This window comes from Aureimonas altamirensis (genome assembly GCF_001463885.1).
Classification (GTDB): Bacteria; Pseudomonadota; Alphaproteobacteria; order Rhizobiales; family Rhizobiaceae; genus Aureimonas; species Aureimonas altamirensis.
Map to the genome: position 1 here is coordinate 1 of NZ_BBWQ01000014.1, position 26,395 is coordinate 26,395.

Here is a 26,395-nt window from a genome sequence, read left to right on the forward strand (position 1 = left end):
ATCGACGGGCAGGCGCAGGCGACCTGGTACGACAGCGACATCTATTCCGATACGCTGAACGTTCAGGAAGCGGACGGCAATAACGGCTTCGGCTACGCCTTCAGCATCGAAGCCGGCAAGGCCATCGATATCGCCTACCAGTGGACGCTGACGCCGCAGGCGCAGCTTGTCTACTCCAATGTCGACTTCGACACGTTCGACGATGCCTTCCAGGCCACCGTCCGGCGGCTCGGTGGCGACAGCCTGAACGGGCGTCTTGGCCTGTCGATCGATCACGAGCGTAGCTGGCAGGGAAGCAGCGGCGATACACGACGCCTGAAGGGCTACGCAATCGCCAACCTCACTTACGAGTTCCTGGACGGCACCGAAGTCGGCGTCGGCACGGTCAGCTTCACCTCGCGAGAAGACCGCTTCTGGGGTGGGCTGGGGCTCGGCGCTACCTATGATTGGGCCGACGACGCCTATTCGCTCTACGGCGAAATCGGCGCCCGCAGCAGCATGGAAAGCTTCGGCGACGCCTATGCCCTCGACGGGACTATCGGCTTCAAGGCCCGGTTCTGAACTGTCTTGAACTCGAAGGTAGGCGGACAAATCCGCCCACCTTCGGCCCTGTCCGATTGACGTAAACGTAAACTCGCGCTAGCTGATTGCCTCTGCATCGAACTGCCGGGGAGGGGCATTCAGCATGTACAAGGCACCCGTTTCGGAGATCGGCTTCACCCTCAGGCATGTCGTCGGCCTGGGCGACGCCATGGAGCGCGGCAAGCTGGGCGATCTGACGCCCGACCTGCTCGACGCCATCCTGGAAGAGGCCGGGCGTTACGCCGGCGATGCCGTCGCCCCTCTTTACGAAAGCGGCGACAAGATCGGCGCACGTTTTGACAAGGGCGTCGTCACCATGCCCCCCGGATGGGGCAAGCTCTATACCGATTGGTGCGCCGCCGGCTGGAACGCCCTGACCGGCCCGGTGGAAGCCGGCGGGCAGGGGCTGCCCACGGCGCTGTCGGCAGCGGTGACGGAGATGTGGAACGGCGCCTCCATGGCTTTCGGCATCGGCCCGACGCTGACCATCGCCGCCGTCGAGGCGCTGCACAAGCACGGCAGCGAGGCGCTGAAGGCGATCTACCTGGAAAAGCTGACCTCCGGCGAGTGGACGGGAACGATGCAGTTGACGGAGCCGCAGTCCGGCTCCGACCTGTCGGGCCTGCGGACCCGCGCCGAGCGGCGCGACGACGGCACCTACCGCCTGTTCGGCCAGAAGATCTTCATCACCTTCGGCGAGCATGACATGACGGACAATATCGTCCACATCATCCTCGCGCGGCTGCCGGATGCGCCGCCAGGGGTCAAGGGCATCTCGATGTTCCTGGTGCCGAAGTTCATTCCCGATGCGGATGGCCGGCCCGGCCTGCGCAACGACGCCTTCTGCGTCGGCATGGAGCACAAGCTGGGCATCCATGCCTCGCCCACCTGCACCATGGTCTACGGCGACAATGCCGGCGAAACCGGCGAGGCCGGCGCCATCGGCTGGCTCGTGGGCGAGGAGAACAAGGGCCTTGCATGCATGTTCACCATGATGAACTCGGCGCGGCTCTATGTCGGTGTGCAGGGGCTCGGCGTCGCGGAGGCGGCCACGCAAAAGGCGCTGGCCTACGCCAAGGACCGCAGGCAGGGGCGTGCACGCGATGGCGGCGGGGGCATGGTCCCCATCATCCAGCATCCGGACGTGCGCCGCATGCTGATGACGATGAAGGCGCTGACGGCGGCGGCACGCGCCATCTGCTATTCCTGCGCCTTCGCCATCGACATGTCGCATGCCGAGGACGGAGCGGAGGCCACACGCTGGGCCGACCGCGCCAGCCTGCTGACGCCGATGGCCAAGAGCTTTTCCACCGATATCGGCGTAGAGGTGGCCTCGATCGGTATCCAGGTTCATGGCGGCATGGGCTTCATCGAGGAAACGGGCGCGGCGCGGTTGCTGCGCGATGCCCGCATTGCCCCCATCTACGAGGGCACCAACGGTATCCAGGCCATGGACCTCGTCATGCGCAAGCTGCCACTGGCCGGCGGCGAGGCCGTCGATACGTTGCTGGCCGAGATCGAGGCGGATATCGACGCCGTCGAGACCGCCAATCGCCCCGGCATCGCGCCCATGGCCGAAGGCCTGCGCGAAGCGCTGGACGATCTGCGCGACGCCACCGCCTTTCTGCGCCAGGCCGGCGTGGACGATGCGCTTGCCGGAGCCACGGCCTATCAGCGCCTATTCTCGCTTGTGCTCGGCGGATCGCTGATGGCGCGCGCCGCGCTACGGGCAGAGGAGGGCACCGGGCATGATGCGCTGGCGCGCTTCATGGTGGCGGACATCCTGCCGGAAACGAGCGGGTTGAAACGCAAGGTCAAGGCAACCGGCCGTGCGCTGGAATCCGTCGACGCGGCACTGGCCTGAGGAACGAAGCAGATGAGCGAGCCGGTTATCCTGGATTTGGCGGATGGCGTCATGACGCTGACGCTGAACCGACCCGACAAGAAGAACGCGCTGAACCAGCCCATGTACTCGATATTCGCCGATGCGCTGGATCGAGCGCAGGCGGATGACGCCGTACGCGTGGTCGTGGTTCAGGGCACGGAAGGCGCATTCTGCGCCGGCAACGACATCGGCGATTTCATCCGCTTTGCCAAGGAAGGTGTCGGCCTGGAAGAGACATGGCGCTTCCTGGAATCGCTGGGGCGGCTCGAAAAGCCGTTGATCGCGGCTGTCGACGGGCTGGCCATCGGCATCGGCACGACGCTGATGTTCCATTGCGACATGGCGTTTGCGACCGCGCGCTCGCTGTTCCGCACGCCGTTTCTGGATCTCGGCGTCGTGCCGGAAGCCGCCTCAAGCCTTCTGGCGCCGCGGGTGATGGGCCCGCAAAAGGCGTTCTCGCTGCTTGTCATGGGCGATCCGATGGACGGACGCCAGGCGGCGGACGCCGGCCTCGTGACACTTGTCGAGGATGGGCTGCCGGTTGGCGATGCGGCGCGTCAGGCCGCGCGGCGGCTGGCTCGCAAGCCGCAGGGCGCGCTTGCCGTCGCGCGCCATCTGATGCACGGCGACCGCGAAGAGGTGCGCCAGCGCATCCGGGACGAGGTCGCGGCCTTCGAAGAAAGGCTCCGCTCTCCGGAGGCGCGGGCCGCCTTCGAGGCATTCATGGCGCGGTCTTCTTCCGCCGCATGATGTGCAAGCCGTAGGCCGCGGCGGCGATGGCAAGCGCGATGCCCACGACATAGAAGGCCTGGCGGCCATAGGGGAGATAGTGCTCCAGTTCCGTGCCGAAGGCATAGGCCGCGAAGGCCCAGAACCCGGCCCATAGGGCCGCGCCGGCGGCGTTGGCAATGAAGAAATGCAGCCAATGCATGCCGGTGATGCCGGCCACGAGCCCGTTGAGCTGCCGAAGAACCACGAAGAACCGCGCAAACAGCACGACGAGCGCGCCATGCTTCAGAAATTGACGCTCCACGGCGGCAAAGCGCGGTTCGGTCAGCCCCACCTTGGAGCCATAGCGCACGATGACCGGTCGGCCGACCGTGCGGCCGATGACGTAACCAAGATTGTCGCCCAGCATGCCGCCGGCCCAGGCCGCCAGGAACACCGTCCAGATATCGAGCTCGCCGCGCCCGGCCAGAAGGCCCGAGGCGATCAGCAGGCTTTCGCCGGGCAAGGGCAGGCCCGTGGATTCCAGAAAGATGATGACGAAGATGGCGATGGCGCCATAGGCATGGAGAAAGTCCAGTACCTGATGCATCGACCAACCTTTCGCTCAGACGCGCTCGAAAAGCGCCACCGCTTCGACGTGATGCGACCAGAGAAACTGGTCGATGGGCGTCACCTCTGTCAGGCGGTAACCGCCATCGACGAGGATGCGGGCATCGCGCGCCAGCGTCAAAGGATTGCATGAAACGGCAACCACGCGCCGCACCGACGATTCGGCCAATTGGCGGGCCTGTGCCTCGGCGCCCGCCCTTGGCGGGTCGAACAGCACGCCATCGAAGCGCTTCAGCTCCTTGGCCGTCAGGGGCCTGCGGAAGAGGTCGCGGCGCTCGCTGGTCAGCGGCTTGAGGCCGGAGGCGGCGCGCTGGGCGCGGTCCAGCGCCGCCAGCGATGCCGCGTCGTTCTCGACCGCGTGGGTTGCATGGTGGCGCGCAAGGCGGAAAGCAAACGTGCCCACGCCGCAGAACAGGTCGGCGACCTGTCGGCTACCCTGAAAATGCGCCAGGGCCAGCCGCGCCATTTCGGCTTCGGCCCCGGCCACCGCCTGCAGGAACGCGCCGGCGGGAAGCAGCACCGGCACATCGCCCGCCAGCACCACCGGCGGGCGCGGCTCGATCACGATTTCTCCATTGACGCTGAGCCGCGCGAAATCCGACGACAGGGCAATCTGCATGGCGCGGGCGCGCAAGGGTTCGCTGAGCGTCTGGCCGGTTTCGACGGCGATATCCAGACCGGTGCCGGCCAGGGTCACCGTCAGGCGGGTTTCTCCCTTCCGCGCCACCAGCCCCTCGGCGAGCTTGCGCAGCGCCGGCAGAGCCGAAACGATCTCGCCTTTCAGGACGAGGCAGGTGTCGATGGGTGCGATCCGGTTGCTCATCGCTTCATGGAAGCCGAACAGGATGCGCGTGCCCGCGCGCGTGGCCGAGAAGACGGCGCGGCGGCGGGTGCCCGGCGCGGTCGGCACCATGGCATGAACGGGCGCGTCCAGCCCGGCGCGTCGCAGCGCTTCCACCACAAGATCGCGCTTGAAGTCGGCATACAGCGGGGGGCTGGCATGCTGCAGGTCGCAGCCGCCGCAATGCGTATAGTGCGGGCAGGGGGCAGCCTGCCGTTCGGGCGAAGGTTCCAGTATGGCCGTGGCACGGGCGCGCTGGCCCTGCCTTTCGGCGGTGATGCTTTCGCCCGGCAGCGTGAAGGGAACGTAGGCCGGTCCGCCGGGCCCCATCCCGATTCCGTCGGCCTTGACGCCCAGTCGCTCTATGCGGATCGTTTCACTCACGCCTTGCGTCCCACCAGAAGATATTCCCTGTTGCCGTCGCCGCCCGATATCGGAGAGGCGGTCGTCCCTACCGGGCGCCAGCCATCCTGCGTCTCGAGCCAGTCGGCCATGTCCCGCGCGATGGTTTCGCCCTGCAGGCGATCCTTCAGAAGGCCACCCTTGCCGATAGCTTCGCGGCCGGCCTCGAATTGCGGCTTTACCAGAAAAATGCCCAGCGCGCCCGGTTCGGCCAGCGATAATGCCGGTGGCAGCGCCAGCTTCAGCGATATGAAGCTGACATCCGATATCACGAGGTCCACCCGGTGGCCGCCAAGATCCGGCCGCGACAATGCCCGCGCGTTCAGCCCATCGATCCGCGTAACGCGTGGATCGGCCGCGATACGCGGGTGCATCTGGCCGTGGCCGACATCGATAGCCACGACATGGCGCGCGCCGCGACCAAGGGCAACTTCCGTGAAGCCGCCCGTGGATGCGCCGATATCCAGCGCTACACGGCCGGCGATATCCAGGCCGAAATGGTCCAGCGCCGCCACCAGCTTAAGCGCCGCGCGCGACACATAGGCCGCCGCGGGATCGTCCACTACCACCGTCGAGGCATCGGATACGAGCTGCCCGGGCTTTGCGGCCGTTACGCCATCGACGCGGACGTGACCGCGCAGGATGGCATCCCGCGCACGCGCCCGCGTTTCGCTCAAACCCCGATCGGCCAGGAACTGATCGAGACGCGTGCGTTCGCTCACGCCTGCAATACGCGGTGGGCCGTGTCTCCGAGAGTGCGGAACACCGCATCCACGATGCCCGCTTTGTCGAGGCCGGCGCGGTGGATCATCTTTTCCGGCGCGGCATGGTCGACGAAGCTGTCCGGCATGGTCAGCGGACGCACCTTAAGCCCGTGCTCCAGGAGGCCGTTGCGCGCCATGTGCTCCAGCACCTGTGCGGCGAAGCCACCGGAGGCGCCCTCTTCAAGCAGGATCAGCACTTCATGGTTCTGGGCAAGGCGACGGATGAGATCGGCATCCAGCGGCTTGGCGAAACGCGCGTCGGCAACCGTGGTGGACAGGCCGAACGTCTCCAGCTCCTCGGCCGCGGCGAGCGCATCCGCAAGCCGCGTGCCGAAGGACAGGATCGCGATCTTGGAGCCTTCCCGGACGATACGGCCCTTGCCGATCTCAAGCACTTCTCCGCGCGCCGGCATATCCACGCCGACGCCGTTGCCGCGCGGATAGCGAAACGAGATCGGCCCCTCGTCATAGGCGGCAGCCGTGCGCACCATGTGGCGCAACTCGGCCTCGTCGGCCGCAGCCATCACGACCATTCCCGGTAGCGGCGCCAGGAAGCCGGTATCGAAGGAACCGGCATGCGTCGGCCCGTCGGCACCGACGAAGCCGGCCCGGTCTATGGCGAAGCGCACGGGCAGATGCTGGATCGCCACATCGTGGACGATCTGGTCATAGGCCCGCTGCAGGAAGGTGGAATAGATGGCGCAGAACGGCTTGTAGCCTTCGCTGGCAAGGCCCGCCGCAAAGGTGACGGCGTGCTGCTCGGCGATGCCGACATCGAAGGTGCGCGTTGGGAACGCCTCGCCGAACAGGTCGAGCCCGGTTCCGTTGGGCATGGCGGCGTTGATGGCTACGATCTTGTCGTCCTCGCGCGCTTCCTGGACCAGGCTTTCGGCGAAGACCCGCGTATAGCTCGGCGCGTTGGCCTTGGCCTTGGCCTGCTCGCCGGTCACCACGTCGAACTTGGATACGCCGTGATACTTGTCGGCAGAGGATTCCGCCGGCCCATAGCCCTTGCCCTTCTGCGTCACGACATGGACGAGGATAGGCCCGTCCTGTGCATCGCGCACATTCTTCAAAACCGGCAGGAGATGATCGAGATCGTGCCCGTCGATGGGCCCGACATAATAGAAACCGAGCTCCTCGAAGAGGGTGCCGCCAGTGAAGAAGCCGCGTGTGAACTCTTCCGTGCGGCGGGCGCCCTCGCGTACGAACTCGGGCAGCTTGTCGGTGATCTGCTTGGCGCGATTGCGCAGCGTACGGTACGCCTTGCCGGAAACCAGCCGCGCAAGATAGGCGCTCATCGCGCCGGTGGGGGGCGCAATGGACATGTCGTTGTCGTTCAGGATGACGATCAGCCGGGCATCGAGAGCGCCGGCATTGTTCATCGCCTCATAGGCCATGCCGGCCGACATCGCGCCATCGCCGATCACGGCAATGACGTTGTTGCGCCCGCAGGAGAGGTCACGCGCGACAGCCATGCCGAGGCCGGCGGAGATGGAGGTGGAAGAATGCCCGGCGCCGAACGGGTCGTAATCGCTTTCCGACCGCTTGGCGAAGCCCGACAGGCCGTCTTCCTGGCGGATGGTGCGCATGCCCTCGCGCCGGCCGGTCAGGATCTTGTGCGGATAGGCCTGGTGGCCGACATCCCAGATCAGCCGGTCTTCCGGCGTGTTGAACACGTAATGCAGCGCGACCGTCAGTTCCACGACGCCGAGGCCGGCACCGAGATGCCCGCCGGTGCGCGACACCGCGTCCACGAGATCGCGCCGAACCTCATCCGCTACTTGCGTCAGTGCCGATTCCGGCAGGGCGCGCAGATCGGCCGGGGAGGCGATCTGGTCGAGGAGGGGCGTTCTCAACAAGTCCGACACGGTGCAGCTTCACCTTTCGATATACGCGCCGCCATCATGGCGGCCCGACCCATCACGGAAAGGTGCCCTTCCGTGGAGCCGTTTCAAGCTTTGCTCTATAAGATGGCTCGTCGCGGGGCGAAAGTTATGACGTCCGGGTAAAGCTTTACGCCGCGATGAAATCTTGCGTGTTCGCCTCAGGCCGGGTCCAGCGGCTCGGTACCGGTGGCCCGCCCGCGCGTCGACTTGATCTTCTCGACCTTGTCTTCGGCCGCGGCCAGCAGCTTGTCGCAATGCGCCTTCAGCTTTTCGCCGCGCTCGTAGGTACGGATCGCGGCCTCCAGCGGAACGTCGCCGCGTTCGAGATCCGAGACGATGCGCTCCAGCGCGGCGAGGGCCTGCTCGAAGCTCAGGGCGGAAATGTCGTCTTCGGTTTCGGGGCGTTGCTGCTCTGGCATGATGTCTCCTCAGCCGGTCATCAGGCGTTGGACGTGGACGGCGACCGATTGGGACAGCCCGGTCAGGTCGTAGCCGCCTTCGAGAATGGATACGAGGCGACCGTTACAGAAGCGGTCGGCCAATGTCATCACCTGGCCGGTCGCCCAATCGAAATCCGTCTCGCGAAGCTGCATGTCGGCCAGCGGATCGCGGGCGTGCATGTCGAAGCCGGCGGACAGGATGATGAGATCGGGCCGGAAGGATTCGACCGCCGGCACGACGCGCGACAGGAACGCCTCGCGGAAGGCCTCGCCGCCGTCTCCGGCACGCAGCGGCGCGTTGAAGATGTTGCCGGCGCCCGTTTCGCTCAAAGCGCCGGTGCCGGGATAAAGCGGCATTTGGTGCAGCGAGGCGTAGAGCACCGTCGGGTCGCTCCAGAAGATATCCTGCGTGCCATTGCCGTGATGGACATCCCAATCGATGATCGCGACATGCGAGAGGCCCAGGGCCTGCTGTGCGTGGCGCGCGGCGATGGCCGCCTGGTTGAACAGGCAGAACCCCATGGCGGTGGCGCGCTCGGCGTGATGGCCGGGCGGGCGGGCTGCAACGAAGGCGTTGGCCACCTGCCCCGATACGACATCGTCGACCGCAAGGCACGCGCCACCCACGCCGTGCAGGGCGGCGATGAAGCTGCGCGGGCTCACCACCGTATCGCCGTCGATCCGCGCCAGCCCATCGGCCGGCGTCGCCTGGGCGACGCGGCGCACATAAGCCTCGGGGTGGCACAGATAAACGTCCTGCAAACGGCCCTCGGGCGCCTCGGCCCGCTGCAGGAGCTGGAAGGTTTCCGCTTCGAGAGCCGCCTCGACGGCGGCGATCCGCTCCGGGCGCTCGGGATGGCCGGGCCCGGTCAGGTGCTCGGCGAAAATGGGGTGGTGGTAGAGCCGCGTCCTCATCCGCGGCCCGTCTGGCCGCGATGGCGCAGATAATGATCCGCGATCGCGCAGGCCATCATGGCTTCGCCGATGGGCACGGCGCGAATGCCGACGCACGGATCGTGCCGCCCCTTGGTCATCACATCCACCTCCTGGCCCGATGCGTCGATGGACCGGCGCGGCGTAAGGATGGAGGATGTCGGCTTGACGGCAAAGCGCGCCACGATGGGCTGGCCGGTGGAGATGCCGCCGAGGATGCCGCCGGCATGGTTGGACAGAAACTCGGCCTTTCCGTCGGCGCCCATGCGCATCTCGTCGGCGTTGTCCTCACCGGTCAGACGGGCGGCGTTGAAGCCTTCGCCGATCTCTACGCCTTTCACGGCGTTGATCGACATCAGATTGGCCGCGATATCCTGGTCGAGCTTGCCGTAAAGCGGCGCGCCGAGGCCAACGGGAACACCTTCGGCCACCACTTCCACCACCGCCCCGATGGAGGAGCCGGCCTTGCGGATCTTGTCGAGATCTTCGGCCCACAGCGCTGCGGTGCCGGCATCCGGGCAGAAGAAGGGATTGGACCGGACATCGTCCCAGTTCCAGCTCTGGCGGTTCACCGCGCGGTCGCCGATCTGCACCAGCGCGCCCCGTATGCGCACGCCCGGCACCACCAGACGGGCTATGGCGCCGGCGGCCACGCGCGTTGCCGTTTCTCGCGCCGACGAGCGCCCGCCGCCACGGAAATCGCGGACCCCGTATTTCTGGTCGTAGGCATAGTCGGCATGGCCGGGGCGATAGCGCTGGGCAATGTCCGAGTAATCCTTCGAACGCTGGTCCACGTTGCGGATTTCCATGGCGATGGGCGTGCCGGTGGTCATGAGCGTTCCGTCCGTCTGCTCGATGACGCCGGACAGGATCTCGACCGTATCGGGCTCCTGACGCTGGGTGGTGTAACGCGATTGTCCGGGACGCCGCTTGTCCAGCTCGGCCTGGATATCGGCGCGTGTGAACGTCAGCCCGGGCGGCGTGCCGTCGACGATGCAGCCGATGGCCACGCCATGACTTTCGCCAAAGGTGGTGACGCGGAAGAGGTGGCCAAAACTGTTATGCGACATAACTCTCCCCGGCATCCGGAATTCCTGCGGAATGCTCTAGGCCACGCCCGGCGGCAGGGTCAAATTTTAATCTCTGCCGCGTTGGGGCGGGCCCGAAAAAAACACAAAGCCGGTGGAGTTTTCCTTGCTCCGTTAATTATTTTCAAGCGATCGTTGCACGTTCATGGACCGTAGAGCCATTGCCCTTTTTGCCAGCTCCGTGCTGGTCATATCCGCCACGATACCGCCCCGCGCGCAGGAGGCGGAGGGCATTGTCGCCTCTATCGACCGCACCGGTGCGTTGCTGACACTCGACGACGGCACCCGCTACGCCTTGCCGGACACACACGACTATGCGCCCCTGCAACCCGGCATGCAGGTACATCTGCTTTATCTGGCCTGAGGGCGACCGGTCATACCCAGTCGATCTGGCCATCCTCGGCCTTCAGCACCCTGTCCTGCTGGATCAGCGCGTAAGCCGCCTCCTGCGGCGGCACGCCGCCATACATTTCAAGGAAGACGCGCGTGATGCCGCCATGGGCAACCACGATGCTGCGCCCGGCCAGGCCCTCGAAGACGGGGCGGGCTCTGTCGGCCAGCATGCGATAGGATTCAGCCGTCGGACCGTTCGGCTTGAAGTTCCACTTGTCGGCATCGCGCCGCGCGATTTCCTGCGGCTCGTCGCGGCTGATTTCCTCCAGCGTACGATTTTGCCAGTCGCCGAAATTCAGCTCCATCAGGCGCTCGTCCGTTGCGAAGTCGTCAGGCTCCAGTCCGCACTCCCGCCGGATGATGCGCATCGTTTCCCGGGTGCGGGTGAGGGGGCTCGCCACGAAGTGGAAATCCTTCACCGCGCTGCCCAGTGCCAGGCGCAGATACCGCCCGTTCCGCTTGGCCTGCACGCGCCCGAGCGCGTTCAACGGCGTATCGACCTGGCCCTGGATGCGGCCCTCCGCATTCCAGTTGGTCTGGCCGTGGCGGCATAGATAGATCAGCGGCAGCGCATGCGACACGGATTTCGCTCAGTCCTTGATGACGGAAATGTCCGGGGCGTCCACGGCCTTCATGCCGACCGTGTGATAGCCCGAATCGACGTGATGCACTTCGCCGGTAACGGCCGTCGACATGTCGGACAGCAGATAGAGAGCCGACTGGCCCACCTCGTCGATGGAAACGGTCCGCTTCAAGGGCGAGTTGTACTCGTTCCATTTCAGGATGTAGCGGAAATCGCCGATGCCGGACGCCGCCAGGGTCTTGATGGGGCCGGCGGAGATGGCGTTGACCCGGATGGCCTTGCTGCCGAGGTCTACCGCAAGGTAGCGCACCGAAGCCTCGAGTGCGGCCTTTGCAACACCCATGACGTTGTAGTGCGGCATCACCTTTTCGGCGCCGTAATAGGTGAGCGTCAGGATCGATCCACCTTCGCTCATCAGGGCCTCGGCGCGCTTGGCGACGGCGGTCAGGGAATAGACCGAGATGAGCATCGTCTTGGTGAAGTTGCCCTCGCTCGTGTCGACATAGCGACCGGTGAGCTCGTCCTTGTCGGAGAAGCCGATGGCGTGCACCACGAAGTCGAGCTTGCCCCATTTGTCGGCCAGCGTCTCGAAGACCGCGTCGATGGTGGCGGCGTCGCTGACATCGCAATGGCCCGCCAGGAACGCACCCAGCTCGGCGGCCAGCGGCTCGACGCGCTTCTTGAGCGCGTCGCCCTGCCATGTCAGCGCGACCTCGGCACCCTGATCGGCCAGCGCCTTCGCGATGCCCCAGGCGATGGATCGGTTGTTAGCCACGCCCATGATAAGCCCGCGCTTGCCTGCCATCAGGCCGCCTTTTTCCGCCATGGACGCGCTCCTTGACCCCTAAGGTCGAATTGTTTCCGGTGCGCGGCGGTATGGCACAGGCTTTCCCGCACGACAAGTTCACGCTTGAACGCGTGCTGACATGCTTCGCGAGCGGGAAGCCCCGTCTTATTCGGCGGCTTTTGCCTTATCGCGTTCCCGCAGGAAGGCGGCCAGCTCTTCGTCCGGGGTTTCCGGCAGGGCAAGCTGAAGCGTGACCAGCAGGTCTCCGCGTTCGCCGCCCTTCTGCGTCAGGCCCTTGCCGCGCAGCCTGAGCGTGCGGCCGGAACTGGTCCATGGCGCGATCTTGGCGGCGACGCGCCCATCCAGCGTATCGACGGTCAGCCGTCCGCCAAGGATGGCGGTTTCCAACGGCAGGTCCTGGCGCAACTGCAGATCGCGTCCGCGCACGGTGAAGCGCGGATGCTCGGCGAAGGCGATGGTGATCAGCGCATCGCCATCCTTGCCGCCCGGTGTGGGAGACGGCTGCCCCTGGCCGCGCAGGCGAATCGTCTGTCCGTCCTCGACACCGTCGGGGAGCTTGATCGCCAGCCGTTTGCCGGTGGGGAAGATGGCCTCTACCTTTTCGCCGGAAACGACATCTTCCAGATGCACCTTCAGCGTGGCGCGCATATCCTCGCCCTTCAAGGGCGCCTGTGGACGGCGCGCACCGCCGAAGCCGCGCGTGCCACCGGCGCGCCCGCTGAAAGCCTGCTCGAAGAAATCGGCAAAGCCGCCGGCATCGCCGCCGCGGAACTCGAAATTGCCACCGCCCCCGAACGGGTCGCCGGCATGGCCCTGGCCGCCCCCGAACGGGTTGCCACCGCTGAAGCCCTGGAACTTCTGCTTGCCCTCGGCATCGATCTCGCCCCGGTCGTACTGGCCCCTCTTGTCCTTGTCGCCCAGGATCTCATAGGCCTGATTGACCTCGTTGAAGAGGCCGCTGGCTTTCGGATCGTCCTGGTTGGCATCGGGGTGGTACTTCTTGGCAAGCTTGCGGAAGGCGGATTTGATCTCGCTTTCGCTGGCCGATTTGCCGACGCCGAGAACGGCGTATGGATCCCGCATGTGTCCTCAAGTTCCTTTTGTCGCAGGGTGCGTTGGATAAATGACGTATCCTATATGGCAATGCCACGGCGCGGCATAAAGACCCATTTGCATCGATGGAACGGAAATTATGGGGCTTTCAGCCGGCCTCGCCGAATCGGGTCAGCACCCATTCGCCCGAGCCTGCGCTGCATGCCTCGCCATTGTAGAGGGCGATCCCGTCGAAGCGCTGGCGCGACGTCGTGAAGCGGCGGCAGATGGCCGAGCCCTCGCGCATTTCCTCGATGGCCGTGATCGTGCCCGATGCGCCCGTTTCAGCGTTTGCCCAGGCGACGGCGAGGGGGCTTTGCGACAGTTTGGCCGCCGATACGGCATTGCGCACGGTGCGCCCATCGGACAGTCGGTCGGTATCCACCACTGGCGCGGCCCCCGCCGCGCCGGGCGCGATAGAGCCCGTCGTGATCGACCTGTCGACCATGTCTTCCAGGCCGCCGCCCGACAGGGTGCACCCGCCGAGAAAGAGCGCTGTCAGAAGGCCTGCCGTGGACGTGCGGCCGCAGCGCCGCCGCAGCATGGCGTACCCGAAGTCTTTGCCTGGATCGAAGAACGCCATTAGGTAGTCCCGGATTGGAAACTGGAGACTGGCGAAGACAATGAGTCGTCCGACATTAACATTGGATGAAGTGGGCACGGACCCGTTCGCCGCCTTTGCGACATGGTTAAAGGACGCATCGGAGACGGAGCCGAACGACCCCAACGCTATGGCGTTGGCAACCGTCGATGGCGCGGGCATGCCGGATGTCCGCATGGTGCTGCTGAAGGGGCTGGATGCAGCCGGGTTCGTCTTCTACACCAATTTCGAAAGCGCAAAGGGCGAGGAGCTGTTGGGCCAGCCGCGCGCCGGCCTGTGCTTCCACTGGAAGACGCAGCGCCGGCAGGTGCGCGTGCGCGGTCCGGTGGAGATCGTCTCGCAAGACGAGGCCGACGCCTATTATGCAAGCCGGCCGCGCGGCAGCCGCATCGGCGCCTGGGCCTCGGACCAGTCGCGCCCGCTGAAGGACCGTTCCCTGCTGGAGGCGCGGATCGCCGAGCTGGAAGACCGTTTCGGGCCGGATGGCGAAATCGCCCGTCCGGCGCGCTGGTCGGGTTTCCGGGTGCGCCCGCTGGAGATCGAGTTCTGGCAGGACGGCACCTACCGCCTGCACGACCGATTCCGCTTTACGCGCGCGGGTGTCGACGCGGCCACATGGGACGTCGCGCGCCTCTATCCGTGATGCCGTCAGGCGGATTCGGTTCCGCCGACGGTCATCCTGTCCATGCGCAGATGCGGCTGGCCGACGCCCACGGGTACGCCCTGGCCGGCCTTGCCGCACATGCCGATGCCGGTATCGAGCGCCAGATCGTTGCCGACCATCGACACGCGGTGCATGGCGTCGGGGCCGTTGCCGATCAGCATGGCGCCCTTGATGGGCTCGGCCACCTTGCCGCCGCGTATGCGATAGGCCTCGGTACAGGCGAAGACGAACTTGCCGGAGGTGATGTCCACCTGTCCGCCGCCGAATGACACCGCGTAGATCCCGTCCTGGACGGATTCGATGATCTCCGCCGGTTCATGCGGACCGGCCAGCATCATCGTATTGGTCATGCGCGGCATTGGCGCATAGGCATAGGACTGGCGGCGCCCGTTGCCGGTGGCCTGCATGCCCATCAGCCGGGCATTCTGCCTGTCCTGCATGTAGCTCACCAGTTTGCCGTCTTCTATCAGCACATTGCGGGCACTGGGGGTGCCTTCGTCGTCGATCGTAAGAGAGCCGCGCCTGTCGGCTATGGTGCCGTCGTCGACGACGGTCACGCCGCGCGCCGCCACCTGCTGCCCCATCAGGCCCGAGAAGGCGGATGTCTTCTTGCGGTTGAAGTCGCCTTCCAGGCCATGGCCGACCGCCTCGTGCAGCATGACGCCGGGCCAGCCGGCGGCCAGCACGATATCGAATGTGCCGGCGGGCGCCGGGGCCGCCTCCAGGTTCACCAGCGCCTGCGCCAGTGCCTTGTCGGCCACGTCGCGCCAGTTTTCGGGCGCCACAACCCCATCCAGCCCGACGCGGCCGCCGCCGCCGAAGGAGCCGCTCTCCTGCCGGCCCTCCCGCTCTGCCACGACGCTGACATTGAGGCGGACCAGCGGGCGGATATCGCGCACCAGCGAACCGTCGGTCCGCAGGATCTCGACATGCTGCCACTGCGCCCCGAGTGTCACCGACACCTGGCGCACGGTCGGGTCCTTGCCGCGCAGATAGGCGTCGATCTCGCCCAGCAGCCGCACTTTCTCTTCGAAGCTCGGCGAGGGGATGGGGTTTTCGTCGCCGTAGAGGCGCCGGTTGGTGCCGGCCGGAGCCTCGGCCATCGTTCCGGCATGCCCGTCCCGGGCGGTGGATACGGCTTCGGCGGCGCGCTTGAGGGCGCTTCCAGTGAATTCTCCCGAATGGGCAAACCCGACGACCTCGCCCGATACGGCGCGCATGCCGAAGCCCTGGTCGGTCGAGAAATTGCCCGCCTTCAGCCGGCCATTATCGAACACCAGCGATTCCTGCTCGCGGTACTCCAGGTACAATTCGCCGTCATCGGCACCGCGAAGCGCGTCGCCGAGCAGGATCTCGACATGCTCTCGAGACATGTCGAAGCGGTCGATCAGGGATGTGGACATGGCCGGTTCCGGGCTTCTCATCATAGGTCAGATAGGACGCGAAATTGGTTCTGGCATCGGCCCACCACGAATCCGCGGTCAGGGGAGGGCGTCGAAACCCTCGCCGAAGCCCTCCAGCTCGACCGGAATGCCGATCCCCTGCTCGGGCGTCTGGAATACGATAAAGGTTGCCGATGTGCCCTCGGACAACGTCTTGCGCAGGTTGGGGTCCAGGATCACCTCGGCGTAGCAGCCATCCTCGAAGCAGCGCATGAACTGCGCCTTGCCGATATCCTGGCCGTCGACATACAGGCCGAGGCCATTTGGCAGAAGCACGCCCAGCGGTGCCAGCACACGCAGGATCTCGGTGTTTCCGTCGGCGGTCTTCAACGCGATGACCGTCAGGCCAACCTCGGGCCGGTCGTCGGCAACGACGTTCTGCAGCAGGGCACATTGTTCGGTGGGGGCGCCGGGAGCGCTCTCGCATACGATCGACCATGAGCCATGGGTAGAGCGTACCGTGCCGCTGGCCGCCGGCTGGCTGCCGATGGCCGGCGCCGCGGGCTCTGCCGGCGCGGCGGCGGGTGCGCCATCCTCCGGCGTCGTGGCCGGCGCCTCCTGTGCCGACGCCATGCCGGACAGCGCGGCCGAAACGAGGAGGGCGGTGAAGGAGCGGCGCAGAAAAGTCATCTATCTCTTTCCGAATCAATCGAATCTGAACGGTCGGACGCGACGTCATTATCCGATTGCGAAGCGTCGCTGCAAACGGTGCGTCGAATCGAATCACTCGCCCTTGCGGCACCGCGCGTCTAGAATGACTCCGACAAAAAGCCGATACTGGCGCAAGGCAGTGGCCTTGCGCCGGATCATGTTGCGAAGTGGGCGGTTTCGTGGTTTTAAGCGGGCCGGCCAATTGCACATTGGCGGCATTCGAAATTAGCGATCCGGTCACGGGTCCGGGAAGCCGTAGGGCGGGGCCATTGGGTAAGATCCTCGCGGGGAGAGCATTCGTGAAGAAGACACTTACTGCAGCAGCGATGCTGGCCGCCGTGCCGACCCTGGCAGCGGCGCAGGAGGGGGCGTATCTCCCCGGCCAGCCGCATCCCTGGCAGCTCGGGCTGCAAGAGGCGCTCTCTCCCATCGAGGAGCAGATCCACTGGTTCAGCGCCTATACGCTGTGGTTCCTGATCCCGATCACCATCTTCGTCGCGCTGCTGCTCGTCTGGTGCATCTTCCGCTACAGCACGCACCGCAATCCGACGCCGTCGCGCACCAGCCACAACACGACCATCGAGGTCATCTGGACGCTGGCGCCTGTTCTTATCCTTCTGTGCCTGGCGATTCCCTCGTTCCAGTTGCTGACCGCCCAGTACAACCCGCCGCGCGAGCCCGAGTTGACGGTGAAGGCGACTGGCTACCAGTGGTACTGGGGTTACGAGTATCAGCCTGCGGCAACCGATCCGGCAGCGGCCGGCGCCGCCGCGCAGGAAGCCGGCGCCGCCGAGGCAGCCGAGCCGATCTCCTACCTGTCCTATCTTCTGCGGGAAGACGACCGCGCCGGGCAGGGCAAGGAAGACATGGCCGTCTATCCGCGCCTTCTGGCCGTCGACAACGAGATGGTCGTACCCGTCAACACCGTTATCCGCCTGCTCACCACCTCGGCCGACGTCATCCATTCCTTCGCCGTGCCCTCGCTGGGCGTGAAGGTGGATTCCGTTCCCGGCCGCATCAACGAGTACTGGTTCGAGGCCACGCGCGAGGGCATCCTGTACGGGCAATGCTCCGAGCTCTGCGGCCGCGATCACGCTTTCATGCCCATCGCCGTACGCGTCGTCAGCCAGGAGCAGTTTGACAACTGGCTGGCCGCCGCGGCCGACGACCTTCCTGCAGCAAACGAACAGTTGAACGCCGAGATCGAGGCCGCCGCCGGCCAAAATGTCGCGGCTCGCTGACCCTCAACGAAAAGCGTTCAACGGAGACCGACATGGCTGACGCCTCCTCCCACGAAGCCCACGAGCACAAGATACCGACAGGTTGGGTGCGCTGGGTCAATTCGACCAACCACAAGGACATCGGCCTTCTCTACCTGATCTTCTCGATCATGGCGGGGCTGATCGGCGGTAGCCTGTCCATCGCCATCCGCGCCGAGCTGCAGCAGCCCGGCCTGCAGATCTTCGGCGATCCGGCGGTGTTCAACGTGTTCACCACGGCCCACGGGCTGATCATGGTGTTCTTCGTCGTGATGCCGGCGCTGATCGGCGGTTTCGGCAATTATTTCGTGCCCATCATGATCGGGGCGCCGGATACTGCCTTCCCGCGGGTCAACAACATCGCCTTCTGGCTTCTGGTGCCGTCCTTCCTGCTTCTGCTGCTGTCGCTTTTCGTCGAGGGCGCGCCCGGCTCGCTCGGCGCGGGAACCGGCTGGACGCTGTACCCGCCTCTGTCCACGACGGGCCATCCGGGGCCGGCGGTCGATCTCGCCATCTTCGCGTTGCACCTGTCCGGTGCATCGTCGATCCTCGGCGCCATCAACATGATCACCACAATCCTCAACATGCGCGCTCCCGGCATGACGCTGCACAAGATGCCGCTCTTCGCCTGGTCGCAGCTCGTCACGGCCTTCCTGCTGCTGCTGTCGCTGCCGGTGCTGGCCGGTGCCATCACCATGGTGCTCACCGACCGCAACTTCGGCACGACCTTCTTCACGCCGGAAGGCGGCGGCGACCCGATCCTGTACCAGCACCTGTTCTGGTTCTTCGGTCACCCCGAAGTGTACATCATGATCCTGCCGGCTTTCGGCATCATCAGCCACATCATCTCGACCTTCTCGCGCAAGCCGGTCTTCGGCTATCTCGGCATGGCCTACGCCATGGTCGCCATCGGCGTCGTCGGCTTCGTGGTGTGGGCGCACCACATGTACACCACCGGCATCTCGCTCAACACGCAGCGCTACTTCGTCTTCGCCACGATGGTCATCGCGGTGCCGACGGGCATCAAGATCTTCTCGTGGATCGCCACGATGTGGGGCGGCTCGATGACGTTCCGTACGCCCATGTACTGGGCCATCGGCTTCATCTTCCTGTTCACCGTGGGCGGCGTCACCGGCGTCAAGCTGGCCAATGCCGGCATGGACCGTGTGCTGCACGATACCTACTACGTCGTCGCGCACTTCCACTACGTGCTGTCGCTGGGCGCGGTGTTCGGCATCTTCGCGGGCTGGTACTACTGGTTCCCGAAGATGAGCGGCTACATGTACAACGAGTTCGTCGGCAAGCTGCATTTCTGGGTCATGTTCATCGGCGTCAACCTGGTGTTCTTCCCGCAGCACTTCCTGGGTGCCGCCGGCATGCCGCGTCGCTACGCCGATTACCCGGATGCCTTCGCCGGCTGGAACTTCGTTTCCTCGATCGGTTCCTATATCTCGGGCGTCTCGGTGCTGATCTTCCTCTATGGTGTGTACGAGGCGTTCCGCGCCAAGCGGCTGGCCGGCGACAATCCATGGGGCCAGGGCGCAACCACCCTCGAATGGCAGCTGTCTTCGCCGCCGCCGTTCCACCAGTGGGAAGAGCTTCCCCGCATCCGCTGAGGCGGGCGCGGCTCCGGCGGGACGCTTCCGCCATCCTCGACAAAACCATGGCCCGTTCACGCATGAGCGGGCCATGACGGCAGAACAAGGGTGATCACTTGACCGCAACCGAACTCAGCCCGGACACGGCGGCACGGCCCGGAATAAGCCTTGCCGAACCCGGCGATTTCGTCAGCCTTCTCAAGCCGAGCGTGATGTCGCTCGTCATGTTGACGGCTGTTACCGGCTTCGTGCTTGCCCCCGGCTCGATCCATCCTTTCCTGGGTCTCGTGTCGCTTCTGGCCATCGCAGTCGGCGCCGGCGCGTCGGGCGCGCTCAACATGTGGTACGATGCCGATATCGACCGGCTGATGGCCCGCACCGCCAAGCGGCCGGTGCCGCGCGGCCGCATCCAGCCGGAAGGGGCGCTGGCCTTCGGCCTGTCCTTGTCCATTCTGTCCGTGCTGACGCTCGGCCTCGTCGCCAACTGGTTCGCTGCGGCCTTCCTGGCCTTCACCATCTTTTTCTACGCCGTCATCTACACGATGTGGCTCAAGCGCCGGACGGCGCAGAACATCGTCATCGGCGGTGCCGCCGGCGCGTTTCCGCCCATGGTGGGCTGGGCGGTGGTAACGGGCGGCGTTTCGCTGGAGAGCTTCGTGCTCTTCCTCATCATATTCCTTTGGACGCCCCCGCATTTCTGGGCGCTGGCGCTGTTCAAGGTCAAGGAATACGGCGCTGCCGGAATCCCGATGCTGCCCAATGTGGCGGGTCGCGCGTCCACACGCCGGCAGATCTTCCTGTACAGCCTCGTGCTTGCGCCCTGCGGCGTCGCGCCCTGGCTGCTGGGCTTCTCCGGCCCGGTCTACGGCCTGGTATCGGTGCTTCTGGGCGCCAACTTCCTGCGGCACGCTTATGCGGTCTTGCGCATGAGCGACGATGATACCGCGATGCTGCCCGCCAAGAAGCTGTTCGGCTTTTCGATCGTCTATCTCTTCGCCCTGTTCGCTCTGCTTCTGGCCGAGGGCGTGTACCAGTCGTTCCTGCCGGGCTCGGGAGGGCTATGAGCATGGCGGAAGAGCACATCAAGCTGACGGATCAGGAGCGCCGGGCCCAGCGCAGGCGCTCTATCGCCATCGGCGCGTTTCTGGCTGTGCTGGTGGTGATCTTCTACGTCGTCGCTCTCATCAAGATGGGGAGCCAGCTATGAGCGATCCGACGGCAGACCGGTTGGCAGTCGCGCGGCGGCGCGGCAAGCGCATTGCGATCGGGTGCTTCGCCTTCTCGATGGGCATGCTCGGCGCAGCCTATGCGTCGGTGCCGTTGTACGAGCTGTTCTGCCAGGTCACGGGCTATGGCGGCACGACGCAGCGCGCCGAGGCCGGCCCGGCGGCCGTATCCGACCGCTCCATCAATGTGCGCTTCGATTCCAATGCCTCGCCCGGCGTGCCGTGGCAGTTCCAGCCGAACGAGCGGCAGGTGACGGTCAAGCTGGGAGAGGTCCGGCAGACCTCGTACCACGTCCGGAACGATGCGGATTATCCGGTAACGGCGGTGGCGACGTTCAACGTGACGCCGCTTTCGGCCGGCGTCTACTTCAACAAGCTGTACTGCTTCTGCTTCAACGAGCAGACCCTCCAGCCCGGCGAGGTCGTCGACATGCCCGTCGTCTTCTTCGTCGATCCGGCGATGCTGGAAAAGGAAGAGTTGAAGGACGCTCCGACGATCACGCTGTCCTACACGTTCTTCCCCGTCTCGAAAGGGGAGGCTCCGGTTGCCGCGGCGCGGCAGGGGGCGTCGCAGGACCAGTTGTAATTTCGTCCGTGCCGGCTCTGTCGGCATGGCGCAATGATATGTAGTTTGGGGGGGCCGATTCCGTGTGGGGGGCGGCGCCTACGGCAATACCGGGAAAGCGGGACGCGAAATGGCAGATACGCACCAGAAGCATCACGATTATCATGTCATCGAACCCAGCCCGTGGCCCTTCGTGGCTTCGGTGGGCGCGTTCTTCCTGCTGTTCGGAGCCGTCGCATGGTTCCGGTCGCTGAACGGGCTGCCCTTCGCCTTCGGCGGAGTGGACCTGGCGACGCCGTGGATCTTCTTCATCGGCCTCGTGATCGTGCTCTACACCATGTACGCATGGTGGTCGGACTGCATCCGCGAAGGCCAGGAAGGGTTCCACACGCCCGTCGTGTCGCTGCATCTGCGCTACGGCGTCATCATGTTCATCGCTTCGGAGGTCATGTTCTTCGTGGCCTGGTTCTGGGCGTTCTTCGACGCCAGCCTGTTCCCCGGCGAAGTCCATCAGGTTGCGCGCACGCAGGTTCTGGGCGGCCAGTGGCCCCCGGCCGGCATCGAGGTGCTCGATCCGCTGCACCTGCCGCTGTTCAACACGGTCACGCTGCTTCTGTCGGGTACCACAGCCACCTGGGCGCACCATGCGATGCTCGAGGATGACCGCAAGGGCCTGATCACCGGCCTTGCGCTGACCGTGGCCCTGGGCGTCATCTTCTCGTTCGTGCAGTACATCGAATATGCGCATGCGCCGTTCGAGTTTGCCGGGTCGATCTACGGCGCCACCTTCTTCATGGCCACCGGCTTCCATGGCTTCCATGTCATCGTCGGCATCATCTTCCTGGCCGTCTGCCTGCTGCGCGCGATCCGTGGCCACTTCACGCCGCACAAGCACTTCGGCTTCGAAGCGGCGGCCTGGTACTGGCATTTCGTCGACGTGGTCTGGCTTTTCCTCTTCTTCGCCATCTATGTGTGGGGAAGCTGGGGTGCGCCGATCTACGGCGGCTGAGGTTTCGAGACCTGCCTTCAAGGGGTGGCCTCGCGGCCACCCCTTTTTCGATTCCGGAAAGCGATCGCATGGCACATACAGGGAAAGAGGGGCCGGTGGATCCGGTCAAGGCCGCGCTGGCGGGCAGATGTCCACGCTGCGGAACGGGCCGCCTTTACGCCGGGGTGCTGCGGCTGGATAAAAAGTGCGAGGATTGCGGGCTCGATTTCACCCCGCTCGATCAGGCCGACGGCCCGGCCTTCTTCGTAATGCTCATCATCGGCCTTCTCGTCACCGGCCTCGCCCTTTATGTCGAGGTCGCCTACGCGCCGCCCTTCTGGGTGCACTTCCTGTTGTGGATTCCGCTGATCGCCATCATCACGCTGCCGCTGCTGCGCGTGGCCAAAAGCCTGATGGTCGGCATGCAGTATCGCCACAAGGCTGCCGAAGGCAGGATCGATCGCACCGATGACGTATGAGCCGGCCGCCGAAACGCCGCAGGAGCCTGCCGGGCTGTCGCCCCGGCGCTTCTGGTCGGCGTTGGTGCTGGGCCTCCTGGCGCTTGCGATCCTGATCGGACTGGGTAGCTGGCAGGTCGAGCGCCTGTTCTGGAAGGAAGCTCTGATCGACACGATCGAGCGGCGTATCCACGGCCCGGCGGAAGATCTGGGCGTCATCGTCGCAGCCGAGGAAACATCCGGCGATATCGATTATCGACCCGTTCGGGTATCCGGCACCTTCGATCACACGGGCGAGCGATACTTCCTGGCAACGCGCGAGGGGGAAGCCGGCTGGAACGTCTATACGCCGCTGATCGTGGCGGGGCAGGATCTGGCCGTCTTCGTCAACCGGGGCTTCGTTCCCTATGCGCTGAAGGAGCCGTCCGCGCGGCCCGAGGGGCAGATTGCCGGGCCGGTCACGGTGGAAGGGCTGGCCAGGAACCGGGTGGTCGACAACCCTGTCGGCGCTTTCATGCCCGACAACGATGTCGCGCAACATATTTTCTTCTGGCGGGACGTGCCGGCCATGACCGAGGGGCTGGCCCTTCCGGACGGCACGCGCATGCTGCCCTTCACCATCGATGCGGGCGAGGGCACCGCACCCGGCGGCTACCCGATCGGTGGACAAACCGTTGTGACCATGCCCAACAACCACCTGGAATATGCACTGACATGGTACGGCATCGGGCTGGGCCTCGCCGTGCTGCTGACGGTCATGGTGGTGGCCCAGTTTCGTGCAAAGCGTTCGCGAGATCATCCATCGCCTTGACAGGGGCGGTGGCTTTCCTTTGTACCCTGGGGTACGACCTTCCGCGTGAGTGCGAGGACATATCGAGAGTGGAACCGGCCCTGAAGCCTGCCCTGACCATCCGCCTGTGCGAGCCGCGCGGCTTCTGCGCGGGCGTGGACCGTGCCATCCAGATCGTGGTGCTGGCGCTGAAGAAGTACGGCGCACCGGTCTATGTGCGGCACGAGATCGTGCACAACAAATACGTGGTCGAAGGGCTGCGCGGCATGGGGGCCGTCTTCGTCAAGGAACTGGACGCCATTCCCGACGACGGGCAACCTGTCGTCTTCTCGGCCCATGGTGTGCCGAAATCCATTCCGGCGGAAGCCGAGCGCCGCGAGATGCTGTATCTGGATGCCACATGCCCGCTGGTATCCAAGGTTCACAAGCAGGCGATGCGGCATGTGCGGCTGGGCCGGCAGGTGCTGCTGATCGGCCATCGCGGCCACCCCGAGGTGGTCGGCACGATGGGCCAGTTGCCCGAGGGTGCAGTCCAGCTCATCGAGACGGAAGAGGATGTCGAGGCTTTCCAGCCGGCAGACCCCGAGGCTCTCGGTTACGTCACGCAGACCACCCTGTCGGTGGACGATACGGCCGGTATCGTCGCGGCGCTGGAGCGCAAGTTCCCGTCCATGCAGGCGCCGTCTTCGGAATCCATCTGCTATGCCACCACCAACCGGCAGGATGCGGTCAAGGCAGCGGCGCCAGATACCGACCTGTTCCTCATCGTCGGCGCGCCGAACTCGTCCAATTCGCGGCGGCTGGTGGAGGTGGCGGAACGCGCGGGCTCTGCGCGCGGGCTGCTGGTGCAGGGCATGCAGGACGTTCCGATGGATGAGTTGCAAGGGGGCATGGTGCTCGGAATGTCGGCCGGCGCCTCTGCGCCGGAAGTCCTGACCGACGGCATACTCGACGCCTTGCGCGCGCAATTCGAGGTCCGGCTGGAGCTCGTCCAGACGGCGATCGAGGACGAGAACTTCCCCGTCATGCGCAGCATTCGCGATGTGCCGCTGACGGCCGAGGACATGGCATTCGTCAATGGCGTGCCCCGGCGGGGCGACGGGCGAGCAGCCTGAATGGCCGTCTATACCGAAGTCGCGGAAACGGAGCTTGCCGTCTTCCTGCAGCGCTACGACCTTGGCCGTCTCCTGTCCTACAAGGGGATCGCCGAAGGCGTCGAGAACTCCAATTTCCTGCTGCGCGCCGAGGGCGGCACCTTCATCCTGACGCTCTACGAAAAGCGGGTCGACCGCAACGACCTGCCGTTCTTCATCGGCCTGATGGAGCATCTGGCCGCCAAGGGCCTGTCCTGCCCATTGCCGGTCCTGCCGCGCGAAGGCGAGGCACTGGGAGAACTGGCCGGCCGCCCGGCGGCCCTGTTCACCTTTCTGGAAGGCATGTGGACACGCCGGCCGACCGTCAGCCATGCGCGGCAGGTGGGAGCTGCCCTGGCGGGAATGCACCAGGCGGGCGACGGGTTTTCGCTTGCGCGCCGCAACGCTTTGTCCGTCGATGCATGGCGGCCGCTTTTTGCGGGGTGCGGCGCGCGCGTCGAGGCCGTCCAGGCCGGCCTGTCCGCCGAGATCGAAGCCGAGCTGGCATTCCTGGAAGCCAACTGGCCGCGCGACCTGCCATCCGGCGTCATCCACGCCGACCTGTTCAACGACAATGTCTTCTTTCTGGACGGGCAGCTTTCCGGGCTGATCGATTTCTATTTCGCCTGCAACGACCTGTTGGCCTACGACATCGCCATATGCCTCGGTGCGTGGTGCTTCGAGGCCGATGGCGCCTACAACGTCACCAAGGGGCAGGCTCTGCTGGAAGGCTATGACGGCGTGCGCCGGCTGGGTGACGCCGAGATCGCCGCGCTGCCCGTGCTGACGCGCGGGGCGGCCATGCGCTTTCTGCTGACGCGCCTTTACGACTGGATACACATTCCCGACACGTCCTTCGTGACCAAGAAGGACCCGAAGGAATATCTGCGCAAGAACAGGTTCTACCGGCAGGTCAAGCGCCCGGCCGAACTGGGCCTGATGAGGGATGCGATGCTGTCATGACCAAGCGGGTCGAGATCTATACCGATGGAGCCTGCTCCGGTAACCCGGGCCCCGGCGGCTGGGGCGCGATCCTGCTTTACGGCGATGCGCGCAAGGAGTTGAAAGGCGGCGAAACGCCGACGACCAACAATCGCATGGAGCTGATGGCCGCAATCAAGGCGCTGGAAGCGCTGACCCGTCCCTCGGTCGTCGACCTGCATTCCGACTCGCAGTATCTGCGCGATGGAATCTCGAAATGGATACACGGGTGGAAGCGCAACGGCTGGAAAACCGCCGACAAGAAGCCGGTCAAGAATGCCGAGCTATGGCAGGAGCTGGATGCCCAGCGTCTGCGCCATGACGTAAGCTTCCATTGGGTAAAGGGCCATGCCGGCCATGAGCTGAACGAGCGCGCCGACGAGCTTGCGCGGGAAGGCATGGCCCCCTTCAAGGGCCGCGCCGTTCCCGCACAGACAGTCTAAAGCCTACAGTTCGGCAAGAATGGCGCCGGCGGCGGAGGCTTCGGCCTGGCCGGGCGCTTCCTCGATGTGCAGCGCCTTCACGACGCCGTCCTCGACGATCATCGAATAGCGCTTGGAGCGTGTGCCGAGGCCCGCGCCCGAAAGATCGACATCCAGCCCGGCGGCCCTGGCGAATTCGGCGCTGCCGTCCGCCAGAAAGAGGATGCGGTCGCCGGCGTCCGTGGCGCGCTGCCATGCGCCCATCACGAAGGGATCGTTGACCGCCACGACGGCGATCGTATCGACGCCCTTGGCCCTGATCTCGTCATTCAGTTCGAGATAGCCGGGCAGGTGGTTCATCGAGCATGTCGGCGTGAACGCGCCCGGCACGCCGAACAGCACGACCTTTTTGCCCTTGAAGACGTCGTCCACCGTAACGGGCTTCGGCCCGTCCTCGGTCTTTACGCGAAACGTCGCCTGCGGAAGATGATCGCCGACCTTGATCGTCATGATGTGCATTCCTGTTGGGCCGGACGGTGCCGGCGGGGTAGGCTAGGGAACTTATCCATCTTTGCCGCG

Annotated in this window: 30 protein-coding genes; 16 read left to right on the forward strand and 14 right to left on the reverse strand. The window is 65.3% G+C overall.

The features are described from left to right. The 3 genes from AUL31_RS11140 to AUL31_RS11150 form a co-directional block, all read left to right on the forward strand. Positions 1-561 (forward strand): autotransporter outer membrane beta-barrel domain-containing protein (locus tag AUL31_RS11140; RefSeq protein ID WP_156417293.1); only part of this gene is annotated, 561 nt, incomplete at its 5' end. A 124-nt stretch (positions 562-685) separates the two neighbouring features. After that, on the forward strand, positions 686-2,446 hold the full coding sequence (locus AUL31_RS11145; protein ID WP_060606137.1) for an acyl-CoA dehydrogenase: 1,761 nt from the start codon (positions 686-688) through the stop codon (positions 2,444-2,446). Positions 2,447-2,458: 12 nt separating this feature from the next. Further along, positions 2,459-3,217, forward strand: coding sequence for a crotonase/enoyl-CoA hydratase family protein (locus tag AUL31_RS11150; RefSeq protein WP_060606139.1), 759 nt, complete (start codon positions 2,459-2,461; stop codon positions 3,215-3,217). Here the strand turns inward: AUL31_RS11150 and AUL31_RS11155 are convergent. The 7 genes from AUL31_RS11155 to aroC form a co-directional block, all read right to left on the reverse strand. Then, positions 3,189-3,785: a DedA family protein gene (locus tag AUL31_RS11155; protein ID WP_073469330.1), complete on the reverse strand. Its 597-nt coding sequence runs from the start codon at positions 3,783-3,785 to the stop codon at positions 3,189-3,191. The two genes, AUL31_RS11150 and AUL31_RS11155, sit on opposite strands and share 29 nt — an antisense overlap. Before the next feature lie 15 nt (positions 3,786-3,800). Next, positions 3,801-5,030 carry a class I SAM-dependent RNA methyltransferase gene (locus AUL31_RS11160; protein WP_143190251.1) on the reverse strand — a complete coding sequence of 410 codons (1,230 nt, stop codon included), beginning with the start codon at positions 5,028-5,030 and terminating at the stop codon, positions 3,801-3,803. Further along, a complete protein-coding gene (locus AUL31_RS11165) occupies positions 5,027-5,779 on the reverse strand; it encodes a TlyA family RNA methyltransferase (RefSeq protein WP_060606142.1) in 753 nt (250 codons plus the stop codon). Before AUL31_RS11165 ends, AUL31_RS11160 begins: the two co-directional genes overlap by 4 nt. Then, on the reverse strand, positions 5,767-7,671 hold the full coding sequence (dxs, locus tag AUL31_RS11170) for a 1-deoxy-D-xylulose-5-phosphate synthase (RefSeq protein WP_244489385.1): 1,905 nt from the start codon (positions 7,669-7,671) through the stop codon (positions 5,767-5,769). The genes AUL31_RS11165 and dxs overlap by 13 nt, the downstream gene beginning before the upstream one ends. Positions 7,672-7,859: 188 nt before the next feature. After that, the gene (locus AUL31_RS11175; RefSeq protein ID WP_039189271.1) at positions 7,860-8,120 is read right to left on the reverse strand and encodes an exodeoxyribonuclease VII small subunit; all 261 of its coding nucleotides are present in this window, start codon (positions 8,118-8,120) and stop codon (positions 7,860-7,862) included. A 9-nt stretch (positions 8,121-8,129) separates the two neighbouring features. After that, positions 8,130-9,056, reverse strand: coding sequence for a histone deacetylase family protein (locus AUL31_RS11180; protein WP_060606150.1), 927 nt, complete (start codon positions 9,054-9,056; stop codon positions 8,130-8,132). Beyond that, a complete protein-coding gene (gene aroC / locus AUL31_RS11185; protein ID WP_060606152.1) occupies positions 9,053-10,144 on the reverse strand; it encodes a chorismate synthase in 1,092 nt (363 codons plus the stop codon). The genes AUL31_RS11180 and aroC overlap by 4 nt, the downstream gene beginning before the upstream one ends. A gap of 163 nt (positions 10,145-10,307) precedes the next feature. On the opposite strand from aroC, the gene AUL31_RS11190 reads away from it, so the two are divergent. Continuing rightward, a complete protein-coding gene (locus AUL31_RS11190; RefSeq protein ID WP_060606155.1) occupies positions 10,308-10,526 on the forward strand; it encodes a DUF1344 domain-containing protein in 219 nt (72 codons plus the stop codon). 10 nt (positions 10,527-10,536) lie between these two features. On the opposite strand, the gene AUL31_RS11195 is transcribed toward AUL31_RS11190, so the two are convergent. From AUL31_RS11195 to AUL31_RS11210, 4 genes are all read right to left on the reverse strand, one after another. After that, a complete protein-coding gene (locus AUL31_RS11195; RefSeq protein ID WP_082646910.1) occupies positions 10,537-11,136 on the reverse strand; it encodes a histidine phosphatase family protein in 600 nt (199 codons plus the stop codon). A gap of 9 nt (positions 11,137-11,145) precedes the next feature. Next, positions 11,146-11,964: an enoyl-ACP reductase FabI gene (gene fabI / locus AUL31_RS11200; protein WP_060606159.1), complete on the reverse strand. Its 819-nt coding sequence runs from the start codon at positions 11,962-11,964 to the stop codon at positions 11,146-11,148. Between the two features lie 126 nt (positions 11,965-12,090). After that, positions 12,091-13,029 (reverse strand): DnaJ C-terminal domain-containing protein, encoded by a 939-nt coding sequence (locus tag AUL31_RS11205; protein ID WP_060606164.1) that lies wholly within the window; start codon positions 13,027-13,029, stop codon positions 12,091-12,093. Positions 13,030-13,147: 118 nt separating this feature from the next. Continuing rightward, positions 13,148-13,621, reverse strand: a complete 474-nt coding sequence (locus AUL31_RS11210) for an RT0821/Lpp0805 family surface protein (protein WP_060606166.1) — start codon at positions 13,619-13,621, stop codon at positions 13,148-13,150. A 40-nt stretch (positions 13,622-13,661) separates the two neighbouring features. On the opposite strand from AUL31_RS11210, the gene pdxH reads away from it, so the two are divergent. After that, positions 13,662-14,282, forward strand: coding sequence for a pyridoxamine 5'-phosphate oxidase (gene pdxH / locus AUL31_RS11215; protein WP_060606169.1), 621 nt, complete (start codon positions 13,662-13,664; stop codon positions 14,280-14,282). A gap of 5 nt (positions 14,283-14,287) precedes the next feature. Here pdxH and tldD read toward each other — a convergent pair whose 3' ends face one another. Further along, on the reverse strand, positions 14,288-15,706 hold the full coding sequence (gene tldD / locus AUL31_RS11220) for a metalloprotease TldD (protein WP_060606172.1): 1,419 nt from the start codon (positions 15,704-15,706) through the stop codon (positions 14,288-14,290). Positions 15,707-15,784: 78 nt separating this feature from the next. Beyond that, a complete protein-coding gene (locus AUL31_RS11225; RefSeq protein ID WP_060606175.1) occupies positions 15,785-16,375 on the reverse strand; it encodes an invasion associated locus B family protein in 591 nt (196 codons plus the stop codon). A gap of 347 nt (positions 16,376-16,722) precedes the next feature. Between AUL31_RS11225 and coxB the strand changes: the two genes are divergently transcribed. The 11 genes from coxB (at position 16,723) to rnhA (ending at position 25,837) form a co-directional block, all read left to right on the forward strand. Next, a complete protein-coding gene (gene coxB / locus AUL31_RS11230) occupies positions 16,723-17,637 on the forward strand; it encodes a cytochrome c oxidase subunit II (protein ID WP_060606178.1) in 915 nt (304 codons plus the stop codon). Positions 17,638-17,669: 32 nt separating this feature from the next. Beyond that, a complete protein-coding gene (gene ctaD / locus AUL31_RS11235) occupies positions 17,670-19,271 on the forward strand; it encodes a cytochrome c oxidase subunit I (RefSeq protein ID WP_060606181.1) in 1,602 nt (533 codons plus the stop codon). Positions 19,272-19,369: 98 nt separating this feature from the next. Continuing rightward, positions 19,370-20,317, forward strand: coding sequence for a heme o synthase (locus AUL31_RS11240; protein WP_060606184.1), 948 nt, complete (start codon positions 19,370-19,372; stop codon positions 20,315-20,317). 2 nt (positions 20,318-20,319) lie between these two features. Further along, the gene (locus tag AUL31_RS11245; RefSeq protein ID WP_232414726.1) at positions 20,320-20,460 is read left to right on the forward strand and encodes a protoheme IX farnesyltransferase; all 141 of its coding nucleotides are present in this window, start codon (positions 20,320-20,322) and stop codon (positions 20,458-20,460) included. Then, positions 20,457-21,065: a cytochrome c oxidase assembly protein gene (locus tag AUL31_RS11250; RefSeq protein WP_060606193.1), complete on the forward strand. Its 609-nt coding sequence runs from the start codon at positions 20,457-20,459 to the stop codon at positions 21,063-21,065. Before AUL31_RS11245 ends, AUL31_RS11250 begins: the two co-directional genes overlap by 4 nt. Before the next feature lie 109 nt (positions 21,066-21,174). Further along, positions 21,175-22,053, forward strand: coding sequence for a cytochrome c oxidase subunit 3 (locus tag AUL31_RS11255; protein WP_060606195.1), 879 nt, complete (start codon positions 21,175-21,177; stop codon positions 22,051-22,053). A gap of 68 nt (positions 22,054-22,121) precedes the next feature. Continuing rightward, positions 22,122-22,511 carry a DUF983 domain-containing protein gene (locus AUL31_RS11260; protein ID WP_060606199.1) on the forward strand — a complete coding sequence of 130 codons (390 nt, stop codon included), beginning with the start codon at positions 22,122-22,124 and terminating at the stop codon, positions 22,509-22,511. Next, the gene (locus AUL31_RS11265) at positions 22,501-23,301 is read left to right on the forward strand and encodes an SURF1 family protein (protein WP_073469328.1); all 801 of its coding nucleotides are present in this window, start codon (positions 22,501-22,503) and stop codon (positions 23,299-23,301) included. Before AUL31_RS11260 ends, AUL31_RS11265 begins: the two co-directional genes overlap by 11 nt. Before the next feature lie 68 nt (positions 23,302-23,369). Next, a complete protein-coding gene (gene ispH, locus AUL31_RS11270) occupies positions 23,370-24,395 on the forward strand; it encodes a 4-hydroxy-3-methylbut-2-enyl diphosphate reductase (RefSeq protein WP_244489386.1) in 1,026 nt (341 codons plus the stop codon). Next, positions 24,396-25,376 (forward strand): homoserine kinase, encoded by a 981-nt coding sequence (locus AUL31_RS11275; protein WP_060606201.1) that lies wholly within the window; start codon positions 24,396-24,398, stop codon positions 25,374-25,376. It abuts the gene before it with no gap. Further along, the gene (gene rnhA / locus AUL31_RS11280) at positions 25,373-25,837 is read left to right on the forward strand and encodes a ribonuclease HI (protein ID WP_060606204.1); all 465 of its coding nucleotides are present in this window, start codon (positions 25,373-25,375) and stop codon (positions 25,835-25,837) included. Before AUL31_RS11275 ends, rnhA begins: the two co-directional genes overlap by 4 nt. 3 nt (positions 25,838-25,840) lie before the next feature. Here the strand turns inward: rnhA and AUL31_RS11285 are convergent, their stop codons facing one another. Next, the gene (locus tag AUL31_RS11285) at positions 25,841-26,326 is read right to left on the reverse strand and encodes a peroxiredoxin (RefSeq protein WP_060606207.1); all 486 of its coding nucleotides are present in this window, start codon (positions 26,324-26,326) and stop codon (positions 25,841-25,843) included. Positions 26,327-26,395 lie beyond the last annotated feature (69 nt).

What these genes read in the sequence shown, in the direction of transcription:
- ctaD (WP_060606181.1), top strand. Translation starts at nt 17,670, where the DNA reads ATGGCTGACGCCTCCTCCCACGAAGCCCACGAGCACAAGATACCGACA.
- coxB (WP_060606178.1), top strand. Translation starts at nt 16,723, where the DNA reads ATGCTGGCCGCCGTGCCGACCCTGGCAGCGGCGCAGGAGGGGGCGTAT.
- AUL31_RS11180 (WP_060606150.1), bottom strand. Translation starts at nt 9,056, where the DNA reads ATGAGGACGCGGCTCTACCACCACCCCATTTTCGCCGAGCACCTGACC.
- AUL31_RS11285 (WP_060606207.1), bottom strand. Translation starts at nt 26,326, where the DNA reads ATGACGATCAAGGTCGGCGATCATCTTCCGCAGGCGACGTTTCGCGTA.
- AUL31_RS11150 (WP_060606139.1), top strand. Translation starts at nt 2,459, where the DNA reads ATGAGCGAGCCGGTTATCCTGGATTTGGCGGATGGCGTCATGACGCTG.
- AUL31_RS11255 (WP_060606195.1), top strand. Translation starts at nt 21,175, where the DNA reads ATGGCAGATACGCACCAGAAGCATCACGATTATCATGTCATCGAACCC.
- AUL31_RS11225 (WP_060606175.1), bottom strand. Translation starts at nt 16,375, where the DNA reads ATGACTTTTCTGCGCCGCTCCTTCACCGCCCTCCTCGTTTCGGCCGCG.
- aroC (WP_060606152.1), bottom strand. Translation starts at nt 10,144, where the DNA reads ATGTCGCATAACAGTTTTGGCCACCTCTTCCGCGTCACCACCTTTGGC.
- fabI (WP_060606159.1), bottom strand. Translation starts at nt 11,964, where the DNA reads ATGGCGGAAAAAGGCGGCCTGATGGCAGGCAAGCGCGGGCTTATCATG.
- AUL31_RS11260 (WP_060606199.1), top strand. Translation starts at nt 22,122, where the DNA reads ATGGCACATACAGGGAAAGAGGGGCCGGTGGATCCGGTCAAGGCCGCG.
- pdxH (WP_060606169.1), top strand. Translation starts at nt 13,662, where the DNA reads ATGAGTCGTCCGACATTAACATTGGATGAAGTGGGCACGGACCCGTTC.
- AUL31_RS11265 (WP_073469328.1), top strand. Translation starts at nt 22,501, where the DNA reads ATGACGTATGAGCCGGCCGCCGAAACGCCGCAGGAGCCTGCCGGGCTG.
- AUL31_RS11275 (WP_060606201.1), top strand. Translation starts at nt 24,396, where the DNA reads ATGGCCGTCTATACCGAAGTCGCGGAAACGGAGCTTGCCGTCTTCCTG.
- rnhA (WP_060606204.1), top strand. Translation starts at nt 25,373, where the DNA reads ATGACCAAGCGGGTCGAGATCTATACCGATGGAGCCTGCTCCGGTAAC.
- AUL31_RS11205 (WP_060606164.1), bottom strand. Translation starts at nt 13,029, where the DNA reads ATGCGGGATCCATACGCCGTTCTCGGCGTCGGCAAATCGGCCAGCGAA.
- tldD (WP_060606172.1), bottom strand. Translation starts at nt 15,706, where the DNA reads ATGTCCACATCCCTGATCGACCGCTTCGACATGTCTCGAGAGCATGTC.
- AUL31_RS11210 (WP_060606166.1), bottom strand. Translation starts at nt 13,621, where the DNA reads ATGGCGTTCTTCGATCCAGGCAAAGACTTCGGGTACGCCATGCTGCGG.
- AUL31_RS11245 (WP_232414726.1), top strand. Translation starts at nt 20,320, where the DNA reads ATGGCGGAAGAGCACATCAAGCTGACGGATCAGGAGCGCCGGGCCCAG.
- AUL31_RS11190 (WP_060606155.1), top strand. Translation starts at nt 10,308, where the DNA reads ATGGACCGTAGAGCCATTGCCCTTTTTGCCAGCTCCGTGCTGGTCATA.
- AUL31_RS11155 (WP_073469330.1), bottom strand. Translation starts at nt 3,785, where the DNA reads ATGCATCAGGTACTGGACTTTCTCCATGCCTATGGCGCCATCGCCATC.
- AUL31_RS11175 (WP_039189271.1), bottom strand. Translation starts at nt 8,120, where the DNA reads ATGCCAGAGCAGCAACGCCCCGAAACCGAAGACGACATTTCCGCCCTG.
- AUL31_RS11145 (WP_060606137.1), top strand. Translation starts at nt 686, where the DNA reads ATGTACAAGGCACCCGTTTCGGAGATCGGCTTCACCCTCAGGCATGTC.
- AUL31_RS11250 (WP_060606193.1), top strand. Translation starts at nt 20,457, where the DNA reads ATGAGCGATCCGACGGCAGACCGGTTGGCAGTCGCGCGGCGGCGCGGC.